At 36.4% G+C, this 24,873-nt stretch carries 13 protein-coding genes and 1 tRNA gene; 6 read left to right on the plus strand and 8 right to left on the minus strand.

Annotation, left to right across the window (positions count from 1 at the left end; all coding sequences use genetic code 11):
• Position 1 precedes the first annotated feature (1 nt).
• Positions 2-2,299, plus strand: a complete 2,298-nt coding sequence (gene parC, locus JHT90_RS07505; protein ID WP_201095681.1) for a DNA topoisomerase IV subunit A — start codon at positions 2-4, stop codon at positions 2,297-2,299.
• Positions 2,300-2,343: 44 nt separating this feature from the next.
• Here the strand turns inward: parC and JHT90_RS07510 are convergent, their stop codons facing one another.
• From JHT90_RS07510 to JHT90_RS07535, 6 genes are all read right to left on the minus strand, one after another.
• A complete protein-coding gene (locus JHT90_RS07510) occupies positions 2,344-3,240 on the minus strand; it encodes an SdiA-regulated domain-containing protein (RefSeq protein ID WP_201095683.1) in 897 nt (298 codons plus the stop codon).
• Positions 3,212-3,502 carry a PA4642 family protein gene (locus JHT90_RS07515; RefSeq protein ID WP_201095685.1) on the minus strand — a complete coding sequence of 97 codons (291 nt, stop codon included), beginning with the start codon at positions 3,500-3,502 and terminating at the stop codon, positions 3,212-3,214. Before JHT90_RS07515 ends, JHT90_RS07510 begins: the two co-directional genes overlap by 29 nt.
• Before the next feature lie 111 nt (positions 3,503-3,613).
• Positions 3,614-4,861 carry a lipoprotein-releasing ABC transporter permease subunit gene (locus JHT90_RS07520; protein WP_201095686.1) on the minus strand — a complete coding sequence of 416 codons (1,248 nt, stop codon included), beginning with the start codon at positions 4,859-4,861 and terminating at the stop codon, positions 3,614-3,616.
• A 3-nt stretch (positions 4,862-4,864) separates the two neighbouring features.
• Entirely contained in the window at positions 4,865-5,557 is a 693-nt protein-coding gene (gene lolD / locus JHT90_RS07525) for a lipoprotein-releasing ABC transporter ATP-binding protein LolD (RefSeq protein ID WP_201095687.1), read from the minus strand.
• The gene (locus JHT90_RS07530) at positions 5,550-6,803 is read right to left on the minus strand and encodes a lipoprotein-releasing ABC transporter permease subunit (RefSeq protein WP_201090183.1); all 1,254 of its coding nucleotides are present in this window, start codon (positions 6,801-6,803) and stop codon (positions 5,550-5,552) included. Before JHT90_RS07530 ends, lolD begins: the two co-directional genes overlap by 8 nt.
• 213 nt (positions 6,804-7,016) lie before the next feature.
• Entirely contained in the window at positions 7,017-7,859 is an 843-nt protein-coding gene (locus JHT90_RS07535; protein WP_201090184.1) for an alpha/beta fold hydrolase, read from the minus strand.
• Between the two features lie 285 nt (positions 7,860-8,144).
• Here JHT90_RS07535 and JHT90_RS07540 point away from each other — a divergent pair, with 285 nt between their 5' ends.
• From JHT90_RS07540 to JHT90_RS07550, 3 genes are all read left to right on the plus strand, one after another.
• Entirely contained in the window at positions 8,145-8,651 is a 507-nt protein-coding gene (locus JHT90_RS07540; protein WP_201090185.1) for a DUF2478 domain-containing protein, read from the plus strand.
• 231 nt (positions 8,652-8,882) lie between these two features.
• Entirely contained in the window at positions 8,883-11,606 is a 2,724-nt protein-coding gene (locus JHT90_RS07545) for an autotransporter family protein (protein WP_201090186.1), read from the plus strand.
• A 467-nt stretch (positions 11,607-12,073) separates the two neighbouring features.
• Entirely contained in the window at positions 12,074-21,757 is a 9,684-nt protein-coding gene (locus tag JHT90_RS07550; protein WP_201090187.1) for an autotransporter-associated beta strand repeat-containing protein, read from the plus strand.
• A 279-nt stretch (positions 21,758-22,036) separates the two neighbouring features.
• On the opposite strand, the gene JHT90_RS07555 is transcribed toward JHT90_RS07550, so the two are convergent.
• Positions 22,037-22,600, minus strand: coding sequence for a sulfite exporter TauE/SafE family protein (locus tag JHT90_RS07555; RefSeq protein ID WP_236253882.1), 564 nt, complete (start codon positions 22,598-22,600; stop codon positions 22,037-22,039).
• Positions 22,601-22,811: 211 nt separating this feature from the next.
• Positions 22,812-22,898 (minus strand) — tRNA-Leu (locus tag JHT90_RS07560).
• Between the two features lie 244 nt (positions 22,899-23,142).
• Here JHT90_RS07560 and JHT90_RS07565 point away from each other — a divergent pair.
• Positions 23,143-23,556 carry a hypothetical protein gene (locus JHT90_RS07565; protein ID WP_201090188.1) on the plus strand — a complete coding sequence of 138 codons (414 nt, stop codon included), beginning with the start codon at positions 23,143-23,145 and terminating at the stop codon, positions 23,554-23,556.
• A 253-nt stretch (positions 23,557-23,809) separates the two neighbouring features.
• Entirely contained in the window at positions 23,810-24,871 is a 1,062-nt protein-coding gene (locus tag JHT90_RS07570; protein WP_201095801.1) for a DUF2333 family protein, read from the plus strand.
• Positions 24,872-24,873: the final 2 nt, after the last annotated feature.

The following is a 24,873-nucleotide window of genomic DNA, read 5'->3' on the forward strand; positions in this document are numbered from 1 at the left end:
AATGAGTGAAATAATAGATATGAGTTTAGATGGTGTTGAACGTCAATCGTTAAAAACATTTACCGAGCAAGCTTATCTGAACTATTCCATGTACGTTATTATGGATAGGGCTTTACCGCATATTGGTGATGGCTTAAAACCTGTGCAACGTCGAATTGTTTATGCCATGAGTGAGCTAGGTTTATCGGCTGATTCAAAGCATAAAAAATCAGCACGTACAGTGGGTGACGTATTGGGTAAATACCATCCGCATGGTGATAGCGCTTGTTATGAAGCAATGGTTTTAATGGCGCAACCCTTTTCTTATCGCTATCCTTTAGTAGATGGTCAAGGTAACTGGGGTGCGCCAGATGATCCTAAGTCCTTTGCCGCCATGCGTTATACAGAAGCCAGATTATCACGCTATTCAGAAACATTATTAAGTGAACTAGGACAGGGTACAGTTGACTGGCAAGCAAACTTTGATGGCACAATGGAAGAGCCTATTACGTTACCTGCCAGACTACCAAATTTATTGTTAAATGGTACAACAGGTATTGCAGTAGGTATGGCTACTGATATTCCGCCCCATAATTTAAGGGAAGTTGCAGCTGCTTGTATTCATTTAATTGATAACCCAGAAGCTACAATAGCTGATTTATGCCAGTATATTAAAGGGCCTGATTTTCCTACAGAAGCAGAAATTATTACCCCACAAGCTGACTTGCAAACAATATATGAAGTAGGCCGTGGCTCAGTAAAAATGCGTGCTGTTTATAGTGTAGAAGAGGGCGATGTAGTAATAACGGCATTACCTCATCAAGTTTCTGGTGCTAAGGTGCTAGAGCAGATAGCTGGGCAAATGCAAGCCAAGAAATTACCTATGGTTGCCGATTTACGTGATGAATCTGATCATGAAAATCCGACCCGTATTGTGATTGTACCGCGCTCTAACCGAATCGATATTGAAGAATTGATGCAGCATTTATTTGCCACTACTGAGTTAGAGTCTAGCTATCGGGTCAATATGAATATAATTGGCCTTAATGGTAAGCCGCAAGTCAAAAGCTTGTTATTAATGCTAACGGAATGGTTACAATACCGTATTAATACAGTCCGTCGTCGTTTACAATTTCGTTTGGATAAAGTAGAACGTCGTTTACATCTATTAGAAGGTTTATTAATTGCTTTCTTAAATTTAGATAGGGTAATTGAGATTATTCGTACTGAAGATCAGCCCAAACCAGTATTAATGGAAGCCTTTAATTTAACAGAATTGCAAGCCGATTATATTCTGGATACTCGCTTACGCCAGTTAGCACGCCTTGAAGAAATGAAAATTCGTGGCGAACAAGACGAGTTACAAAAAGAACGTGAACAACTACTGAGTTTATTAAATAACGAAAACAAATTACGTTCACTGGTTCGTCAAGAAATTATACAAGATGCGGAAAGCTATGGTGATGAGCGTCGTTCTCCAATAGTCAAACGTGCTGAGGCAAAAGCTCTAGCCGAAAATGAATTATTACCTACCGAACCTGTTACAGTGGTGCTTTCTGATAAAGGTTGGGTACGTTGTGGTAAGGGACATGATTTAGAACCTGCCACTTTATCTTATAAAGCAGGTGATAGTTATTTATCGAGTGCTATGGGTCGTTCCAACCAAGCAGCTGTTTTTATTGATAGTACGGGGCGTAGTTATAGCATTGCTAGTCATACCTTACCTTCAGCGAGGGGACAAGGTGAACCACTAACGGGCCGTTTAAACCCACCCGCAGGGGCTAATTTTGAATGCGTATTATTACCTGAGGATAATGCCTTATATATTATGGCTTCTGATGCAGGTTACGGTTTTGTGGTTAAAGGTGAAGATTTACAGACTAAAAATAAAGCAGGTAAAGCCTTATTAACCTTACCACAAAACGCTAAAGTAATTACTCCACAGCTAATTAAAAATATAGAGCAAGATATGATTGCTGCGGTAACAAACGAAGGCCGTTTATTAATTTTCCCTCTAGCTGATTTACCGCAGTTAGCTAAAGGTAAAGGCAATAAGATTATTAATATTAGCAGTAGTCGTGCCGCTAATCGTGAAGAGTATATGGTTAGTATTGCTGTATTACCGCAACAAGCTAGCCTTATTTTACAATCAGGTAAACGTACCATTTCTTTAAAACCTGCAGACCTTGAGCATTATCGTGGTGAGCGTGGTAGACGAGGAAATAAACTACCTAGAGGCTTCCAACGAGTTGATGGAATGACTGTGGAAGAAGTAAAAGAAAGCAAAGAAACTGCTAAAGAAGCTGTAGATACAGAGTAATCTTAATAGACCCTAAACTATTAATTAATGGATAGTTTTAGGGTTTACTTTTTAGTAAATTTATAAAATAAATTAGGCTCACTAACTATATATAAATTATCCTGATCATCCATAGTAATACCTTCAGGTTGGCGGATATTACTTAATAAACCATGCTGGTTTCTGATTAATGGCATACAACCTACTAATTGATTATCAGCAGCTACTTCTAAAATAAGTTTTGATTCATCTGATAAAACAAGCAGGTGTTGATAGGGTTGGTAAAAGTGTAAACCTGAAATATCATCAATCAATAATGACCAGTTTTTATTAATCTCAGTGATTGTTATGTCTTGATTTTCAATAAAACCTGTTACTTTGTAGATGGTAATGGGATCAGATTCATTAGAGGCATAAATAGTTTGTGTTTCTCTATTATAGGCTAAGCCTTCAAGCCCTTTATTAAACTTTTGTACTTCACCCACTTTGATCTGTGGTAATGAGTGACCATCAATAAAGGTTGTCCTTTTATCAATGGTGGCTTTTAATAGTTTATGGTGCCGTTCATCAGCGATAATAAATTGATTATTACCAATATATTCAATCGCTTCAGGGTCTCGAATGCCTTTTGTTGATATAGTTCTTAGCAAATCACCTGTAGTGGATAATTCAACAATAGTGGGGGGCTTATTTAAAGTACCAAATAGCGTTTGAGTATCTTGATTCCACGTAAGGGCAGAGAGATTGTTAGCAATACCTTTAACTGATTTTTTATTAATAACCACATAATAGTCAGCTAATTGTAGTGTATTAGGTAAATTTGATGTTTGTTGTTGAATTTGTAGACAGGCTTGTTGTTGCTGAGTTTGGCAACCCACTATCAAAATACTCAGTGATAATAATGATAGTTGGATTGCCCTTAATAACATAGTTTTAGCTAGTTCTAGCTTCTTCAAAAGCATGGATGTAAGGCTTTGCTAAACGCTGATCGGCTACTAAATCTGCAAAATTTTTACCTTGCCCATCTTGGCAGTCTAAAGATAAGCCTTGTTGTTTAAAGAACTTTAAAAAACGCTCAAAGTCTTCTATACGTAAACTATGATAAGCACGCATTAGTTTATGCAAGGGAGCAGAGTCATTAGATGCTGGCTCTGCATTTAAAAATACTTTGATTTGCTCATCAGTCATAGGTTCGCCAATGATTTGTTTTTTATCTTTACGCATTGGATAGTGCCTTATAAAAATATATAAAATAGCTATGTTACTGGTTTTAAATAATTTTGACCTAATTGTTTAGTCATATCCTTATGACTTTAATTAATAAATAGCATATATTTATTCGTACCTTAACGCTTCAGCAGGTTGAGTTTTAGAAGCTCGATAAGCTGGGTATAAGGTAGCTAAGAAACTTAATACAAGGGCTGCTATACATACGGTAATAATATCACCTATTTGCATATCTACGGGTAAGAAGTTAATAGCAAAAACATCACTTGAAAACACTTCACTACCTGTTAATTTTTCATACCAACCAGCTACAGTATTAATATATTGAGTCAGTAGAATACCTAATACAGTACCTGAAATAATGCCGATTAAGCCAATAACTGTACCCTGTATCATAAAGATACTCATGATTTGTTTTGGTGTAGCGCCCAGAGTACGCAAAATAGCAATATCCAAACGTTTATCAGATACCACCATAATTAAAGTAGCAATAATATTAAAAGCAGCTACCGCAACAATTATCATTAATAATAGACCAATCATGGTTTTTTCCATTTTCATGGCACTAAATAGGCTACCTTGAGTCTTAGTCCAGTCTTCAGCTTGATAGTGGTCCCCTAACTCTTGGGCCAGATTTTTTACAACCGTAGGTGCTTTATAAAGGTCTTTTAGTTTTAAACGTATGCCTTCTACTTGATTAGGTTGCCATTGTTTGATTTTGGCAGCATCACTGTAATGGATAAATGCAAGGCTATTATCGATCTCAGCATTAACTCGGAAAGTGCCTACAACAACAGCTTTTTGCATACGCGGAGTAATACCACTGACGGTATTACTAGCGACAGGTACAATTAATAGCAGGGGAGTATCCACTCTTAAACCTAGTTTACCTGCTGTGGCTTCTCCAATAATAATCCCAAATTCATCTGGCTTAAGGTCTTGATAACTACCGAAAGTGACATGTTTACTTAGAATAGAAACCTTATCTTCCTGCTGAGGATCAATACCACTCACCATAACAGGACTCATTTTGCCACGATAAGAAAGCATACCTTGTAATTGGGTTATTGGTGCTACACCTTCTACATTTGGATTATTGCTAGCTTGTTCGGCAATGGTTTGCCAATTATCAATGGGATGTCCTTTATGGCTAATTATCCCATGTGACACCATACCCAGAATACGACCACTCATTTCTTTTTGAAAGCCATTCATTACAGAAAGCACCGTAATCATAGCAATCACGCCTAAGGCTAGGCCAATCATAGAGGTTAATGAAATAAAAGAGATAAACTGGTTACGACGTTTAGCTCTAATATAACGTAGGCCAACAAATAGTGTAAAAGGTCTAAACATAGCTTATCCTTTTAGTTCTTCTATTAGTTTTCCTTCTGTCAAACGCAATGTTCTATCCATTTGACTGGCTAACTCTAAGGAGTGGGTAACGACTAGGAATGTGGTATTCAATGATTTACTAAGCTCTAACATTAATGCTTGGATACTTTGTGCGGTGTGTTGATCCAAGTTACCCGTAGGCTCATCGAGTAATACCAGTTGTGGTTGATTAACTAACGCTCTTGCAATAGCAACACGTTGTCTTTCACCACCTGACAGTTCTGAAGGCTTATGTTTTAAGCGATGTTCTAATCCAACTCGTTTTAATAATTCTGTAGCTCTTTGCTCTGCTTCATTAATATCAGTTTTGCCAATTAATAAAGGCATAGCTACATTTTCTAACGCTGAGAATTCAGGTAGTAAGTGATGAAATTGATAAACAAAGCCTAATGCTTTATTACGCAATAAACCACGGGCTTTTTCATTTAACGCGGATAATTCTTGGCCTGCAAGCCATACACTACCTGAAGTGGGAGTATCTAAGCCACCTAATAGGTTAAGTAAAGTACTTTTACCTGCACCAGATTGGCCAATAATAGCGACTCTTTCACCTGCTTGTAGGTGTAGTTCTACAGCTGATAATACTTGTACAGCATTAGGGCCTTGTTTATAGACCATGCCTAAATTTTTACAACTTAATACTAAACCATCATTCATAGCGTAATGCCTCTGCAGGTTGAATACGTGCTGCTCGCCAAGCGGGGTATAGGGTAGCTAGGAAGCTTAAAATTAAAGCAGCACCGCAGATAATCACAACATCATTTAGCATGATTTGTGAGGGGATATAATCAATAAAATAAATTTCTGAGTTTAGGAATTGATGACCCGTTATAGTTTGAATCCAAGCTAATATATCACTGATTTTTAAAGCAGCTAAAATACCTAAGATGCCACCAATCAACGTACCAATAACACCAATAATAGTACCTTGTACCATAAAGATACTCATAATCTCTGCAGGTGTTGCGCCTAATGTTCTTAAAATAGCAATATCTGATTTTTTATCAGTCACTACCATTACTAGGGTGGAAATAATATTAAATGCAGCTACTGCAACAATTAATAATAACAACATACCGATCATATTTTTTTCTAAACGAATGGCTTGATATAGACCACCATAACTGCTTTTCCATGTGGTTCCATAAAAGTTACGAGCGTTAGGTAAGCTTTTTAATACATCCATCGTTACTTCGTTGGCTTGGAATAAGTCTTTTAATTGTAAACGTAAGGCAAGTGTTTGATTTACAGGCAAGCGAACTAAACGGTTAGCATCTTGTATATGAACCATAGCAAAATGGTTATCTAACTCACCTGTTCCTGCATGGAAAATACCTTTTACTGTAAAGCGTTTCATTCTTGGAAAGATACCAGCAGGAGTGACAGAGGCTTCTGGCATAATATAAGTAATTTTATCGCCAATTTGAGCATTTAGTTTTTTAGCAATACCTGAACCAATAATAATACCAAATTCACTAGGCACTAAATCATCTAATTTACCTTCGGTGAAATAGTGGCTAATAATGGATACAGTATCTTCAGCTTGTGGATCAACACCATTGGCGAGTATAGATTCAATCTGTCCATTAAAACTTAACATGCCTTGCATTTTTAAAAAAGGCGCTACAGCAACTACTTCTGGGTTTTGTTTAATGGTGTTGGCGAGTGTTTGCCAATCATCTATAGGTTGATAGGTTTCAATAGTAGCTTGAGGAATCATACCTAACACACGCTCACGCATTTCTCGATCAAAGCCGTTCATAACGGATAACACTAAGATCATTACCATAACGCCTAAAATAAGCCCAAGCATAGAGGTAAAAGAAATAAACGACACAAAATGGCTGCGGCGTTTTGCGCGTGTATAACGTAATCCAACAAAAATAGGAAAAGGTTTAAACATAATGGTTAGTTAATACCAGTTTTTAATATTTTGTAAAACCGTTAATACTACCTGTATTCAGATAAAAATCACACTATTATTTGTAAGTAGAATTATCTTTTTTAGTATAAATGATGAAAGACGGACGAACAGTGAAGGGCAGAGTAACTTATCAACTACTTTCCCTTAACAATGTTTGTTAAAGGAAAGTGGTAGTTAATGATAAATTAATGATTAACTTTTAATAAATGCTAATAAGTCTTCATTAATTTGATCTTTGTGGGTACTGCATAGACCATGAGAAGCGCCTTTGTAAACTTTTACAGTTGCATTGGGTAGAAGTTTTGCTGCTGCTTCACTAGAAGATTTTGGTGGTACGATTTGATCATCATCACCATAAATAACTAATGTTGGAATAGTCATTTTTTTCAAATCTTCGCGTTGGTCAGTTTCAGAGAAAGCCTTAACACAATCATACATACCATTAATTGAAGCCATCATACCTTGTAACCAAAAGCTTCTTTTTAAGCCTTCAGCAGATTTTGATGGATTATGATTAAAACCATAGAAAGTATCAGCTAATTCATAAAAGAAGGTTGAACGATCTTTTCTTACACCTTCACGGATATTGTCAAATACTTCTTTAGGTAAACCGTCAGGATTAAAGTCTGTTTTAATCATAATAGGAGGAACAGCACCAATTAATGATGCTTTAGCTACACGGCTTGTACCATGACGTGCTATATAACGTGCTACTTCACCACCACCTGTTGAGTGGCCTACATGGATAGCATCTTTTAAATCTAATGCTTCTGTTAGCTCTGCTAAATCGTCTGCATATTGATCCATATTGTGGCCTTCCCAAGGTTGAGAAGAGCGACCATGACCACGACGGTCATGAGCAATAACACGATAACCGTGTGAAGCTAAGAAAAACATTTGATCTTCAAAAGCATCACTTGATAAAGGCCAGCCATGACTGAACACAACAGGTTGTCCTGATCCCCAGTCTTTGTAATAGATAACTGTGCCATCTTTTACGGTAATAGTGCTACCACATAATTTGTTAGAACTCATGATTAACTCCAAGTTTTTTTTTGAATGTGGGATTAATTTATTTCATTGAGTTTAGTAACACTATTATGCTTTAGACTAGGATATTATGGTATTTGTAACAAAGTCTTTAACCTATAAAGATCATTTAATCGCAGGCTGGCATTCAACGTATTGTTTTTTATGGCATTGCTATTCTTTAAGACTACATTTATTGATACTAAGTGTGGTTCTTAATTTTTAAATGACTGTTGATCTCTATTTAAAGATATACTAAGAAAAATTGTTAAATGTAAAGAGTAAAACATCTTGAAAAATTCAAATGTCGATATAGCCACTATTATGCATAGAGGGGATGGTGAGTATGATTGGCTAATAAGGGAATTTGTTAACGAATTAACAACAGCAGGGTGGAATGTACAAGGACTTTTAACCAAGCGTAGTAGAAATCCAATGATTATCTATAATTTAAATGACAATCAAGAGTTTATTATTTCTCAACAATTAGGCAAGCAATCGTTGTCCTGCTCTTTAGATTTAGGTGAATTAGCTGCTGCAGCTTTTGTACTGCGCAAGGCATTAGCAGAGAAGGCTGATTTAGTGATCGTTAATCGATTCGGTACAGCAGAGGCAGAAGGTAAAGGTTTTATTGCAGAAATGCTTGCTTTAATGAATGAAGGTATACCCATACTAACATTAACCAATATAAAATATTTAACTCAATGGAATGAGTTTACAGGGGGGTTAGCAGTTGAGCTAAAACCCAATAAGCAAGCCCTTCATGATTGGTTTAAACGCATAAAAAATATCTTATAATTTTAATTTAATTATCAATACAGAAGAATTAACAAACAAAGATTTTTTACTAATAAAAACAATACAAAAGTATAAATTATCCAATACAAAATGTGTATTAAACTATTATTAATTATTAGCGGACAATGGTTTGAAAGTAGGCTAGTTTTAGTAACTATCTATTAATTATAGTCATTTAGTCAGTGCATTTTTTAATATTAGTCTAACTTCTAGGAAAAGAAGGAAAATAATATGCTTACTGTTTCTAAGTTATCGAAAAATATAGCTTACTTGTTATTTTTTCCTATTGCTTATAGTCTGCTTACCTCTCAAGCAAAAGCAACAACCTATGATGTAGGAATAGGTGAAACATATTCAACCCTTAAAGAACTATCAGATGCGGGTGTTTTAGCAAATGGAGATATTGTTGTGGTACATAACAATGATAGCTCATTTGCAGGGGAAACATTATCTGTTAGCTCATTGACTCTAGTGTCTAGTGATGGAACACGTATTATTCTTTCTGAAGCAGCTACATCAACTCCTCCTGCAAAAGGGGGGCTTATTTACTTTACTAATAACTCTGTTACGTTAAATATTGCAGATATTCAAGTGCAAAATAGTACTGCGCAAGGTGTAAACAATAATGTATCCAGTGGTCTAGGTGGCGCTATCTATGCAAATAATGATCTATCTATGGCGAATGCAGATGACATTATGTTGAACAATAATACTGCGCTAGGTGGTGATAATGGTGCGAACTCAGGTTTAGGTGGAGCTATTTATGCGTATTACACCTTAGATCTAAAAAATTCCAATAATATCTCTTTCGTTAATAATAAGGCTATTGCTGGTAATCCTACGTCGTCTACAACCACAGGCTCTGGGCATGGTGGTGCAATCTATGCTTCGCTTATCAATTTAACTGGCGCTAATGACATTACTTTTTCTGGTAATCAGGCTCAAGGTGGAGATGCAGGTACTTTAAATGCTCCCAATAGTGGTATTGGTGGAGCTATTTATGCTGGTTTTTTTGGTATAGATATGACAGGCGCCAGTAATGTTGTCTTTAGTAACAATATAGCAAAAGGTGGTTCTGCATCTACTGGCGGTAATGCTGATAAATCAGGTTTGGGAGGAGCTATTTCTACACTTGGCCCTTCTGTCATTTCTGGATCTAGCTTTATAAACAATCAAGCTACAACAAGCAATATAGGAGATATGAGTAGTGGGCTTGGAGGAGCGATTTACAATTCAGGACCTAGTTTAACCTTACAAGCTACTGCAGGTAATGATATTACATTCTCAGGTAATACTCATAATCAAGGAGGCATGGGTGTAACCGCTAATAGTATTTATTTTGGTAATGTCTCATCCAGTGCATTATCAACTACTTTTAATGTGGATGTTGCTGATGGTGCATTGGTCACAATGTATGATCCTTTGGCATCACAAGCTGATGATTTGATTACAAAGTCAGGATCTACCTTAAGTAATGTAAATTTAACTATTAATAAAACAGGAGCGGGTAAGTGGATACTGGGTGGCCATAATGATATGGCCAGTGCAACTACATGGAATATTAATCAAGGAACACTTTATTTAGAATTAGTTAATAATAAGCCTGTTCATATAGATTTAAGTAATAATAATACAGCTACTTTTAATGCAGCTGCTGGTTCTACTATTTTGTTTAGTCCTTCAGCACAAGCACATTTAATAAGTGGTCTTGATATAGCACTTAATGCAGGTTCCAATGTTGGCATGGGTCAAGGTGGTGCTTTTAGTTATTTTGAGTTACCAGCAGGAGCAGATGCTCCCTTGTTAAGTTTGCGTGCTGATAATAGTTTAACTAATGATAGTAATATTTTAAATCCTGATGGTACCTTTAGCTCTGGCGTATACGATTATACGTATGGCTTGTATTGGCGAGAGAATGATCCGCTTTCTCATGATTTAGTCGCTACAATAAAAAGTAAAACTTATAACTCAGAGTTAGGTGGCTCATCCTCTACTACAGGGCCTACAGGTATCGCCTCGCAGTCTTCATTAGGTAGTATGTTGACAACGCGGCTGCATTGGAACTTTGAGTGCCTTGATGATTGCCGTGACACTACTTACACCGACGGAAAAACAGCAAACTGTAATTCTGTTTGTAGTCAGCCATCAGAAAAATCAGCCAATGTGTGGTTTAGACCAACCTATAGTTATACAAATCAAACCAATGGTACAGGCTTTCATATCAATACACCTGGCTTTGCATTAGGTATTGATAATTGTTTTGATAGAAATTTTTTCCTTGGTTTTGGTTTATTTGGAACATTACCAGAATTCCGTTCTAAATATGCAGATATTGATGCTCAAACAATTAATGCTGCTGTTTATGGTGGTACTTTACTTCCTGGCAAAATTGAATTGGGTTTAATGGCTGGGCTTGGTCATACTTGGTACGATCAAAAACGTAAAGTACGTGGTTATCATTACAACAGTGATTATGAATCTAATAATTGGAATCTTGGCATTAATTTAGGTCGTCGCTTTAAATTAAATGAATCATGGACTTTAAGACCTTTCACTGCTTATGAGTATATGAGCTTAAATGTTCAAAGTTATAAAGAAAAGCAAGGGGTTTACTCTTTAAAGGTTAAATCTCACCGAGAAAATTTTCATTTTTTAAAAACAGGTGTTGATTTAACTTGGTCTAATAATCGTGATTTAGATATCACAGGTAAAGTTTATCATTCTGGTTTTTATGGAGATACCAAAGCCAATACTCATGTTACTTTTGTATCAGATCCTAATGCTACACGATATAACAGTTATGGTGATAAGCTAGACAATAATGCACTAGGTTTGGGCATTGGTAGTGCTTATAAGGTAAATAAAGATTTTACGATTGAGGCTAACTATAATTTTGAAAAAGGAAAACATAGTTATACACATTATGCAAATTTGAATTTTGTATATAAATTTTAAGAATAAAGGAATATTGAAGCAACCCTATTATAAAAACTAACAAATTCCTTTATTAGTTTTTATATATTTAGTCTTAAAAACCTAAAAAAATGGGTGATTATTGCAAGAAATACCAACTTTCAGCCATAAGTATAATTTTAAGCGGCTTTCGAACAAATCTACAATAATTTTAATAACTAGGAATAACAAAGGAAGAGTCTAATATTTTGTTAAAACTAGAATGGGGAGCATTTTATATACCCCTACTAAGCTAAGTGTAATTTAGGGTGAAGTTTCAACACTGGTTTAACTAGCATTAATGATAGTTTATTTAGCACTGTAGTAAATAGCAGGAATTTTTAAAGCTTATTCAGATAGTTATAAATTACTTATGGTTTCGTTAAGAAACAAAGTAGGGTATTTATAAATTATGGCAAAAAAAGATATCTGTACATCTTTTTAATTAATGCCATTTACGGAGTGTAAAAATGAACAGAATCTTTCACGTGGTTTGGAATCAAACCGATAACACCGATGTGGCTGAGTCTGAAACTAAAAAATGGCATATAAAAAGTTTAGGGCGTACAGCATCATTAGCCGTAGCTTCTACATTTATTATAACTAGTGCGTTTGCAGATGATGTTGAGTGGTCTACTGCTTATCCTTCTTATTTGTTTCCTGGCTCAATAAATTATGATCAAATTACTGAAACTGGTATTGCTTTTACCATAGATGGTGATACTAATACCCCAAATCATTATGCCGCTGGAACAACTTTAAATATTACAGGTTCTATTCCATTAATTACTCCCGGTTCCAATGGAACGGCAACATCCATATTAATCCGTGATGCATTATCCGATAGTACAGGTGCAAATGCTGATCCAGGAAGAATTACAATTATTCGAGCAACTGACTCAAATGGTAATTCTATCCCTATTACTTCTGACAACATTGATCAGTTTAGTTATTCTACTAATCCTTCTACACCACAGCAGAATCAAGAATTAAATGTGGTTGTACCTGGGCTTGAGGGTGGTTATTCAGTAGTAAGGGTTTATGATTCAACTACCTTTTCTTCACCTGATACTTCAATGGTTGGGGATTTATCATTAAAGGTTTATGACCCTAGTTCATTTCGTATTTATAACAATTTTGGTATTGTAAAAGTAACTTCTGTGGGAGGAACGGCAAATATTAATATTGGTAGTGATACCAATAGTTCAACCCCAATTGCTGCAGCGGCAAATACCATTGAGTTATTAGCAAAAAATTCTACCTTAGCAAGAGCAGAGGGTAATGGTTCTGCGCAAAGTAATATTAATTGGATTTCAGACAACTATATCCATTTTGCACCTGCAGCAGTATTACCAACAGAGATAAACTCTCAGCAGGCAGTAAGTTCTTATTACAACGATACAATTACTTTGCCAAACTATATTAAAGTAGGAAATACAGTAATACGTAACCCATTACAACCTACTATCACCTTTACAATTAATTCTGCACAGGACATTGCGAAAGTTAATGATTTTCTATTAGGGCAAGGCGAATATAGTGGCAGAACAGGGCAAGTTCAATTATGGCTAACGGGGCATGTTACTTTACCTGAATATAGTTCATCAATAATAAACTCAGCAGCACTCGCACAAAGTGTATATAACAGTATTATTCAAAGTCTATTAGCCACAGAAGAACAAAACCGCGTAAATTACAGCTATTACGTATGGGATGATAAAGGTATCCATGTTAATAATGCTACCTTAGCAACAGGTGATTTGAATGTTATCTATGCCACTGGAGCAAATGCTACAGGTACAGTAACCAGTCAAGGTAGTTTAGCGGTAGATGGTGCTTCAGCAGTGATGCGTGCTGATACAGGAGCAACACTAACCAATGATGGCAATATTAATATTTGGCGTTCAAGTAGTTCAAGTCCAATAGGAATTGGTATGCAGCTTGATAATGCTACAGCAACCAATAATGGCACCATTAATGCTGGTTTGTTCCTTGAAAAAGATGGAAGTAATCAAAACGTTAATAATCATGGCAGCATTGGTATTAAGGCAACAGGTTCGAGTGTTGTAAATAATAATGGCTATATAAATGTTGCTTTAACAAATAATAATTCAGCTAATGCCGTAGGTATTCAAGCAGAAGGCTCAACAGTTGCCAGCAATAGTGGCACAATCGCTGTAGTAGGTAATAAAAACAATACTAATGGTAGAGCAACAGGCTATGGTGTATCTGTTTTTAATGATGCTACTTTTACTAACCAAGCAAGTGGTCAAATTTATATAGGTACAACTCCTATTACTGATACTGCTGGGTACTCACCTACTGTTATGGTTGGTGGCACAAAACAATCAGCAGGTATTTTAGCAGCAGGAACAGGACAGGTAGTTAACGATGGCACTATCACCTTAGGTGAAAGTACTCGTCATGCTGTAGGTATATTGGTCGAAGGTGCTACTGGGCAGGTTATAAATAATGGCACGATAGATATTTTTGGTAAATTAGTTAATAGTGCTGCATCACCCAACTATGGATTATCTGTACATAACACAACCAATGTAACTAACAATGGTAATATAAATGTATACGGTGATAATAATATTGCCATTAATGTATTGGCGGAAACTGCAGATGCTACAGTAGTATCTACCAACACTGGTAAAATTTTGGTAGGTGAAGCAGGTGACATGGGGGGTAGTGATAGTAATCCCTACACTTATCGTAATCATGCCGTTTTTGCTGAAGGGATTTCTGGCAACTTAGCTACTGCTAATGTTAATTCAACTATCGAGCTTTTATCGGCAGGTGCTATTGGGGTACATGCACGGGGAAATGCTACAATTAATGTTGGGCCTGATGCTACGTTGACTTTCAATAATAAAAATCAAATAGGTTATTATGCTTATGGTCAGCAATCCAAAATTAATCTTTCTACTGCTGTATTAAATGATAATGCGCAAGATGGTTCAATCTTATTTCTTCTAGATCATGGTGCTACCTTTGACGGTGACTCAGGTACTTCAGCTGGAGCTTATGATCTGACGATAAATGGAGTAGGATCCATTGGGGTGTTTGCTCATGGTTATGAGGATGATACAGGTGTTCCTGGTAATGTTTTAACTACACTAAATACAGGTAACGCAACAATTACTGTAGCAGGAGACAAAGGCATTGGCGTAATGGTTGCGGGTGGTGCTCAAGGTACCATTAATGATGGTGGTATTATTCTTGCGCATGATAATACTACAGGTGTGGTTGTAGATGGACGTTCTTATAGTTTAGATGGGAAAGTTGGTTCTGCTAGTAATGCAGTGGAGACTAAGGTTGTTTCAAATGCAGAAACTACTACTACAGCGGCGCAGAGTGGTATTAAAGGCTATGATGTTTCTTATAAAGGTGAAATTACCCTTAATGGAAATGGCATTAACTTAAATGGTAATAATAATATTGGCTTATACCTGCATGATGATGGTGTAGGGATTAATAATGCGCCATTGAATGTATCAGGTACAGATAATATTGGTGTCTATATTAAAGATAAAGGTACTTTGACCAATAATGGTGATATTTCAGTAAGCGGCGCAGTAGGTAGTGGTAACGTAGGCGTTAAAGTGCAGGGAGCAGGTGCAGTAGTTACTCAATTAGGTAATGTAACCGCTAATGGTGGTTTAGCTGCCGTACAATTGATTGATAATGGTGCAAGTTTAACGATTGATGGTACAAATAATCATATTACAGCGTCTGGTGGTGCTGATGGTATTCGTATGGATGCTGGTGCTTCATCATTAAAAGCCAGTAATACAGTAATTAATATTACTGATTCAGGCGCAGGGATCAATAATAATGCAGATACCTCTAATATTGATCTTAATAATGTAATTATTAATGCAGATGATGGACCTGCTATTCGTACTGCAGTTACTTTTGCGGCAGAAGGTAGTGGCAATATTCTTAATGTTTCTGGTAGTGGCTCTGGTTTTGCTTTTATGAAAGCTGATGGTAGTGATACCACAGGTAATTTAACTATTGGTAGAGGATATACCATCAATGTGACAGGTGATGATGGTATAGGTATTTTAGCAAAAACTGATGGTAATGTAGTATCAGGTGCAGATATTACAATGAGCTCAGGTAGTGGTGCGGCAATTGTTGCACAAAATGCTAATACTGTAACGAATAGTGGAAATATTCAAACTAGCAGTGATGTGCATAGTACAATCTTAGCTGATAATGCTTCTAACTTTACCAATACTGGTATTATCAATTCAAGCAGTACACTGAATCCTGAAGCTTTAATTAAAATTAATGGCTCAGCGGCTAATCGAACCATTTTGAATACAGGAACTATTACGGCCAATAGCCAAAACTCAACTGTTATTGATGCAACAGGTAGTGCTAATAATACAGTGACTAACCAAGGTGTATTACAAGCTGCAACAGATACTGCATCCGCAATTCTTACAGGATCAGGTGATGATGTTATCACTTTAGCAGGTACGCTTACTCGCGGTGTAATTAATGCGGGTAGTGGTGCTGATACATTTATCTGGAATAGTGGTGTTTTTGAAGGTGAAGTAGATTTCACTGGAGCAGATGGTAATGATACTGCTCAGATAGGTGATGTTGATATGAGTAAAACCCGCCATATTCTTAGCGAAGGTGGGGTAAATAATATACTGACACTCACCAATACACATTTATGGAATGGTGCAACAGGTTCTGCATTGATTGGTTCCTTACCTTCTGATGATTTATCTGTGGCAACTAATATTGGCACAGGCTGGAGTCAGCTTAATGTAACGGGTAGTTCTGCGGATGTAAGGGTAGTAAATAACCTTGAGTTATCTGGTGTACAAAAAATCAGTGTGACTGATGGTGCAATATTACGTACAGGTGATAATACCGTTAATGCTGATGTAGCTACTATTAATGATTACGATATAGAAACCAGTGGTGCTGCCAGTAAAGTTATTTTTGATGGCACCTCAGCAGATCAAACATATTCTGGCGTTATCAGTGGTAGTGGTGGTGTAGAGCGTGCTACAGGTGGTACTACTACCTTACTAGCAGATAATACTTGGACTGGTGATACATTAATTGATGCAGGTGGCACATTACAATTAGGTAATGGCGGTAGTACAGGCGGACTTTCTGAATTTACCAATATTATCGATAATGGTCTTTTCATCGTTAATCGTAATAATACTGTACAGTTAAATGGTGCCATCACAGGATCAGGTGCTTTCCATCAAATTGGTACAGGTTTAACCCGTCTTTATGGTAACAATGCTTATAAAGGTGAAACATTAGTTAATCAAGGTACTTTAATAATTAATGGTGACCAATCAGCAGCAACTGGTTCTACTACAGTAGCTGATGGTGCTACTTTAGGTGGTAATGGAACCATTGGTGGTGATGTTACTTTTGGTCAGAATACTACATTAACACCTGGAGATAATGGTGCGGGTACTTTAACTATCAATGGTAATTTGACACTTTCTTCAACCACAAATAGCCAGTATCAACTAGGTCAAGTATTCACCCCAGGAGGTAGTTTAAATGACTTGGTAAATGTGGGTAAAGATTTGGTATTAGATGGTGAACTTAATGTTACTGTCTCAACAGGTGGTATATTCTTACCTGGAGTTTATCGTTTATTTAATTATGAAGGTGCATTGACTGATAATGGGTTAGATATTGGTACTTTACCCACTACCGATGCAAGTGTTTATTCTATTCAAACCATCTTAGATGGTCAGGTTAACTTAGTCATAGGATACCCACTTGGTGGACGTACATTACAATACTGGGATGGGCCTGAAGTTAACGGTAGCCATGGACGGACTGGTATTGAAGGTGATGGTATTATTGAAGGAGGTAGTGGTACTTGGGTCGCTGAGGATATGGTGAATGATACAAACGATTGGACCAGTGCAAATGGTATGGGAAATGCACCATGGACTCAAGGGGATTTTGCTGTATTTATGGGTGATCAGGGCGTTGTAACAATTAGTGATGCAAATGGAGCTGTACGTGCATCAGGTTTGCAATTCTTAACTGATGGTTATGTATTAGATGCAGAAAGTAGCTCTGCTTATCCTGATGGCACTGTACCATTGATAATAGAGAAAACTACTGATCAAGTTCCTACTACTAAATATCAAGCACAAGGTGAAACAGCAGCTGATGGATATTTTGCAGTCCGTGTAGGGGCTGGTTCTGCAGGTGCAGATATTACCGCAACTATTAATGCTGATTTGGTAGAAAATACTAGTCTAGGTGATACATTAAAACTATTGAAATATGATCCAGGTCGTTTAGTACTACGTGGTAATAATACCTACAGTGGTGGTACAGAAATTTATGATGGTATCTTAAACGTTGCTGAAGATAGTAATTTAGGTTTAGCTGGTACATCTATACTAATCACTAATAATGCAACATTACAAATAGGTGATGATTTTACTACAGACCGTGCTATTTTCCTTAGCGAAAATGGTGGTGGTCAATTTGACTTGTATGGCCATGATTTTACTCCTACAGGATTAATTGGTGGTGCTGGCCAATTAACGGTTAAGGACTCTTCAACAGATGGTGAAGACAGTAGTTTAGAGTTGAATAACCAAAATACCTATCAGGGAAGCACCACCGTTACAGGTAAAGATGGTGATGGTGCTGTAGTGGTAAACGCTAATACTACAGGTGCATTTGGTCTTGCTAGCAGTGATATAACCATTAATCATCAAGGTACTATTAATTTTAATAATGATGCCGAAGCTGAAACGCATAATTTCAGCCTTGATGATGGTATTTTGAATTTTAACGATACAGCCTCTGCTGCTGACAGTGTTACCAATGCAGAAAATGGTTCTATTATTACTTTCAGCGATACTGCAAATGGTGGCAATGGTATCTTTACCTTAGCTACTAACACTACCATGAATTTTAAAGATCAAACCAATGCTGGTAATGCTCAAATTGATAATACAGGTTTAGTAACTTTTGCTGGTGATGCTCAGGCTGAAAATGGCATTATTACTAATAATGCAGGTGGTATTGTTAATATAGCAGATGCTAATGGCACTACCTCAATCGGTTCATTATCAGGTGCCGGTAATGTTGAGCTAGGTGCGGCAACACTTAGAGAAGGATCGCTAAATCGTGATGATACTATTAGCGGTATTATCAGTGGTGATGGTGGTAGTTTAGAAAAAGTGGGTTCAGGTACGCTTACCTTAACAGGGGATAATACTTGGACAGGTACAACCTCTGTGGAAGAAGGTGTATTACTAGTTAATGGTAATCAACAAGCAGCTACAGGTGATATTACTGTAGCAGCCAATAGTACGCTAGGTGGTGAAGGTACAATGGGTGGTATAGTTACTGTAGCTGATGATGGCCATATATCTGCGGGTGCTGATCTAAATAGTGTTGGTGTATTTACCATAGGTGGTTTAGTACTGAGTCAAAATTCTCAAGTCGATTTCCAGTTTGGTCAACCCTATGCCGTAGGTGGTAGCCTTAATGACTTAATTAATATTAATGGTGACCTAGTACTTGATGGTAAATTAAATATTACTCAAACGCCAGGTGGTAGCTTTGATGTCGGTGTATACCGTGTCTTTAATTATACGGGTGTATTAACCAATAATGTGATGGAGTTTGGCGATGTTCCTGGTGCGGCAGATGACCTCTATATCCAAACCTCGATTGCTAACCAAGTTAACTTAGTAAATAGAGCAGGCCTTGAATTAAGATTCTGGGATGGTGCTGGTGGCACAGGTGGCACACTAAAAAATAATGATGTAATTAATGGTGGTGACGGAGTTTGGCAAAATAGTGCGGGTAATGATAACTGGACAACTGATAATCCAGAAGGTGCTATCAATGCTCCATTTAGTAATAATTCATTTGCTGTGTTTGGCGGTGAAAAAGGTAATGTAACTGTTGATAATAGCCTAGGTGAAGTTGGCATAAGTGGTATGCAATTTCTTGTTGATGGCTATGTAATAAATGACGGTGTCATTACTGCTAATGCGGCTGATACAATAATTCGGGTTGGTGATGGTACAGCGCAAGGTGCTGATTACACAACTACTATTAATTCAGTCATTGATGGTGCTGGTAGTATAGTAAAAAGTGATGCTGGTACATTAATTCTTAATGGTGATAACCTATATACTGGTGGTACTAAAATAGTAGGCGGTATATTACAGGTTTCACAAGATAATAATTTAGGACAGGCAGGTACAGGGATTACCCTAAATGGTGGTACATTACGCTATGGTGATGCTTTTGATACTAGCCGTACTGTAAGCGTTGTTGAAAATGGTGGCGCTATTGATACTAATGGTAATGATGTTTCCTTATTAAGTTCCGTAATTGGCGATGGTCAATTAATTAAAACAGGGGATGGTACATTAACATTAACTCAAAATAGCCAATACACTGGAGGTACTACTATCGCTGAGGGTAATTTACAGCTTGGTACTGGTGGTACAACAGGTGATGTTATTGGTGATGTGGCTAACTATGGTGTGTTACAAGTAAATCGCTCTAACACTTTACAGCTTAATGGTGATATTTCAGGTACAGGTCAATTATGGCAACAGGGTAGTGGTACTACTGTACTTAATGGTAGTAATAACTACTCTGGTATTACCTTAGTGGAAAATGGTACATTATTAGCAGGTGGTGCTAATAAATTTAGTGCTGCATCAGCTCATCTTGTTAGTCAAGGTGCAACATTAGATACAGGTGGTTATGACCAAGAAGTTGCAGGGTTATTGAACCAAGGTACTATTAATTTACGCGGTGGTGAAATTGGATCATCATTGATTGTTAAAGGTAACTATATTGGTGACAATGGTGTAATTAAACTTGCTGCACAACAATACGCTACTGGTATCGCTGATAAGTTAGTAATTGATGGTGGTACAGCGTCAGGTATTACTTTACTGCAAGTTGATGCAAGTCGACTAGGTGCATCAACTAAAGGTGATGGCATTGTAGTGGTAGAGGCAATAAATGGGGCTACAACTACTGCTCAGACTACTAAAGATGCCTTTACATTAGGTGCTGCTTATATTCAAGCAGGTGCTTATCAATACAGTTTACATGCGGCAGATGCCTATGGCTTAGGTGAGAATTGGTATCTACGCGCTTCTTTCCGTCCTGAAGTATCTATTTTTAACAGCATAGGTACTACTGTTCGTCAAGGAGACCTTGCTGTATTAGGAAACCTACATTTACGGGTTGGTGATGAACTAAACTCTCGTGATGACACTTATGTCACAAAAGATGAAGACAGTAATAGACGTTTTTGGATACGTTATATCCATCAATCAAACCGTCAACGTCTTGGTGATTCTTTCAGTACAGAAGCTAATTCTAATATGAATGGTATGCAAGTTGGTTTTGACCTTTATAGCAATCATAACTGGAATGCTGGTCTATACACTACCATCATGGATACTGATACAAGTATTAGCACTAGAAGCACAGGATCATTAGGTGATAACTCAACTTTATCAACCTATGTAGGTGGTTATGCAACATGGACCCATGATAATGGATTCTATGTAGATAATGTATTGCAATATGGACATCATCGTGTCGATCTAAAAACTAAGCAAGGTGGTGAAAAATATCATCCTAACGCCAATAGTTATGTTGCTTCTATAGAAATAGGAAAGCCATACTATTTTGGCGATACTAGCTGGGCAATTGAGCCACAAGCGCAATTAGTGTATCAGCATAGTGATTTTAAAGATGTTGATTTAAAAGGATATGCAACGACACGTGTAAAAACGGACACTGATGATGTTGTTATGGGACGCTTAGGTCTTCGCTTAACCAAAGATATGAATACAGATTATGGCAAGATAAAACCATATGCTCGTGTTAACGTTTGGCAGCAATTATCCAATGGTCAGGATACTGTATCGTTTGAAAACTTAGCTAGCACCGATGGTAAAACCATCATGAAAACCGATCAACGCTATAGCACTACTGAAGTAGCGTTAGGTACAACATGGGGTATTACCAACAATGTTCAAGTTTATACTGAAATGGGTAGAAGCTTCCAAAACAGTGGTCATAAAACAAAAATTCAAAACGATTTCAATGGTTCCGTTGGTCTTAAAATTCGTTTCTAATAGGACATATTGTTAATCTTTAAGGGCAGATCAAAATACGGTGATCTGCCCATAATTTTATAAATAGATTTAGAATTAGTGACTGTAATAACTAAAGCCTTATAAAATAATTAATAAGTAAGCTTAAACCTGATAGCAGAATCACAATATTGATTATTTTGATAAATTGTTCTCTTGATAATTTTAAAGTGATATGTCGGCCAATAAATACCCCTATTAACATGCTAGGTATAAGAATTAATAGTACTTTAATAAAATTGCCTTCTAAGTAAACACCTGCTATAAAAAAATAATAACTCGAGTAAATGTACTTAAACCAATTAACGTACTCTGTGTCACCCTTATTATATTTTTATCTTTGATTCTTCCTGATAAATAGATAGCGTAAATAAAACCCCCACTACCAAAGAGTGCACTAAAAATGCCACCAATAAATCCAAAAGGAAAGACAGCCTTAGCAGAGTAGGTGGACTGCGGTTTTATTCCAGTCAAATTATAGATAGCATAGCAAATAACAAAAAACCCAAGTATAGGTAATAAAATATCTGGTCTTGTATAAAAGAGAATTCCTGCTCCCACAAGGCTGCCAAGAACCATAAGCGGTATTATTCTTTTTAACTCTGAAGTATCTGCTTTTAAACGATCACGTGTTACATTAGTAATTGCAGCAAAACAATCAAGAAGGGCTAGTAGGGGAACAATTTTATTAACGGGTATAAAAAAAGCTAAAATAGGGCTAGCTATTAATGCTGTACCAAACCCCGTGATACCAAAAATAATATAAGCAATAACAATGGTTAACCATATTATTATGATAGGTAAGATACCAATTTGCTCAATCATTTTTTATTCCTTGCTATTATTTTTTTATTGATAAAGGTTAAATTTATAGTTTATTAAATTTTTCCTATATTAAAAAATTAGAAATTTAAGTCACGCTACTATAGCTATGGAGTTTTTGTTTTAAGCGTCGGGCAACAACCGAGTGCTACACACTGCCTATCGTCGGCAGCGTCAAATGGGTATAAGAGACAGGGGTCTTAATGTCAATAATTGGTGCCTCGAGCGAGACTCGAACTCGCACGTTATCGCTAACAACGGATTTTGAATCCGCCGCGTCTACCAATTCCGCCACCGAGGCAGGCGTTGCGTATTCTAAGTTCTGGATTAACACATGTCAAACCATTTCCGCATTATTTTCCGCAACGTTTATAACTATGGGGCAACGATTTTCAATTTGGGCATGATTTACTTATTTATATGTTCTAATAAGCTTGCTAACTTCAATTGGTATAATTTCTTATATTTATTTTGCTTAAACAAAAAGAACTAATATCTTATCTTCAATAAACTGTAATTTCCATTCAATAATATAGGAGATTAAAGTGGGAAGAGTACACATAAAAATTGATTTAGCATCTTATGTGAAAAGCAATGACCAATATACTGGGCTTGAAGCACTTAGATTATTAGAGCAATTAAAAGAAAAAGATGTTAGTATTGAACTAATTAATTATGAGTTATTTCATATACCATCAATGGGTTGGGTGACTTGTAATCAGATGGATATACTATATGCTCTTGGTGGTGAAATAAAAGCTGATATTCATATCAAATTAGATTTAGTCAAATTAGTACAAAATACTGGTTATAGTATTGAGCCTTTGATAGAAGAGCTTGCAAAAAGCAAATTAAATATTGAGTTAGTTAATACTGTATTAAGTCGAGATGATCCAGAAGGCATAGAGTCAACTAATTTTGTCAATTTATTTTTGCAATCGTTTATTAATCACGAGTAAACAGAAAATCCCCTTTCATAAATGAAAAGGGATTTTTTTATAGGCAATTAAATTAATAACAATAATTTTAAATAAAATACAAAAATATGCTACCACAGAAATTAAGCCGTTAAACAGCCATAAATTTTATTATTAAGCTATTTTTAATGTTCTGTAATAAAAATATCTTTATTATTAGAAATAAAATAGCAACAAGTATTGTCTATAGTTATAATTTATTGAAATCTATTTAACACAGGGCTGAATGACTATTATGTTTGGGTTTAAAAAGAAGAACACAACAGATGTGGCGGCACAACAAAGAGCTGCAACAGGACCTAAATCTAACACTAAACGCTGGATAATAAGAGTTGGTGCAGGTGTAGTAGGTATTTATTTACTGGTTTGTATAACAATAGGTATGTATTGGAGTAGTGAGCCAGAGTTGTTTTCTGTAAAGGATAATGCTCAGCAAGCCGCTATTGCTATGCAGTTAGATCCACAAAGTCTGCCAGTTGGTTTTACAACAGTAGAAACCTTAAAAAAAGTGGCTTCTACAGTTATTCATAAACCAGGTGGTTACTTAAATAATGATATGTTTCCTCCTGGAGTATGGCTTGATAATATTCCTAGCTGGGAAATAGGTGTTTTAAAACAAACACGTGATATGACATTAGCCATGCAAAGGGCTTTTTCTCGTTCTCAGTCACAATCTTCTGAAAATATTAATTTATCTAAAGCGTTTGAAAATTTTAGTACAGAACCTACACGTTGGCTATTTCCAGCGGCTGAAGAACGCTATCAAAATGGTATTAACTTTTTATCAGCTTATGAGAAACAACTGTTAAATCCTGATGATTCTAATGGTAAGTTTTATGCTAGGGCAGATAATCTTGCTGCTTGGTTAGGACTTGTGGAAACTCAATTAGGTTCAATTTCACAACGTTTATCTGCCAGTGTAGGGCAACAAAGTGTTGATTTAATGGCTAAAGATATTACTGATGATGCTTCCTCTAAGGAAAAGATTGATAAAACTCCTTGGTTACAGATTGATAATGTATTTTATGAAGCACGCGGACAAGCTTGGGCTTTGTCTCATTTATTACGTGCTGTAGAGATTGATTTCCAAGATATTCTAGTTAAAAAAGGGGCGTTGGTGAGTTTAAGACAAATTATTCGTGATTTAGAAGCAACTCAACAATCTATTTGGAGTCCTGTTATTCTGAATGGTAGTGGTTTTGGCTTTTGGGCAAATCACTCTTTGGTGATGGCAAGTTATATTTCTCGGGCAAATGCAGCAGTCATTGATTTGCGTCGTTTATTAGAACAGGGTTAAAA

The sequence above is a fragment of the Entomomonas asaccharolytica genome (genome assembly GCF_016653615.1).
Classification (GTDB): Bacteria; Pseudomonadota; Gammaproteobacteria; order Pseudomonadales; family Pseudomonadaceae; genus Entomomonas; species Entomomonas asaccharolytica.

What these genes read in the sequence shown, in the direction of transcription:
- JHT90_RS07555 (WP_236253882.1), bottom strand. Translation starts at nt 22,600, where the DNA reads ATGATTGAGCAAATTGGTATCTTACCTATCATAATAATATGGTTAACC.
- JHT90_RS07530 (WP_201090183.1), bottom strand. Translation starts at nt 6,803, where the DNA reads ATGTTTAAACCTTTTCCTATTTTTGTTGGATTACGTTATACACGCGCA.
- JHT90_RS07570 (WP_201095801.1), top strand. Translation starts at nt 23,810, where the DNA reads ATGTTTGGGTTTAAAAAGAAGAACACAACAGATGTGGCGGCACAACAA.
- JHT90_RS07520 (WP_201095686.1), bottom strand. Translation starts at nt 4,861, where the DNA reads ATGTTTAGACCTTTTACACTATTTGTTGGCCTACGTTATATTAGAGCT.
- JHT90_RS07550 (WP_201090187.1), top strand. Translation starts at nt 12,074, where the DNA reads ATGAACAGAATCTTTCACGTGGTTTGGAATCAAACCGATAACACCGAT.
- JHT90_RS07545 (WP_201090186.1), top strand. Translation starts at nt 8,883, where the DNA reads ATGCTTACTGTTTCTAAGTTATCGAAAAATATAGCTTACTTGTTATTT.
- parC (WP_201095681.1), top strand. Translation starts at nt 2, where the DNA reads ATGAGTGAAATAATAGATATGAGTTTAGATGGTGTTGAACGTCAATCG.
- JHT90_RS07535 (WP_201090184.1), bottom strand. Translation starts at nt 7,859, where the DNA reads ATGAGTTCTAACAAATTATGTGGTAGCACTATTACCGTAAAAGATGGC.
- lolD (WP_201095687.1), bottom strand. Translation starts at nt 5,557, where the DNA reads ATGAATGATGGTTTAGTATTAAGTTGTAAAAATTTAGGCATGGTCTAT.
- JHT90_RS07510 (WP_201095683.1), bottom strand. Translation starts at nt 3,240, where the DNA reads ATGCTTTTGAAGAAGCTAGAACTAGCTAAAACTATGTTATTAAGGGCA.
- JHT90_RS07515 (WP_201095685.1), bottom strand. Translation starts at nt 3,502, where the DNA reads ATGCGTAAAGATAAAAAACAAATCATTGGCGAACCTATGACTGATGAG.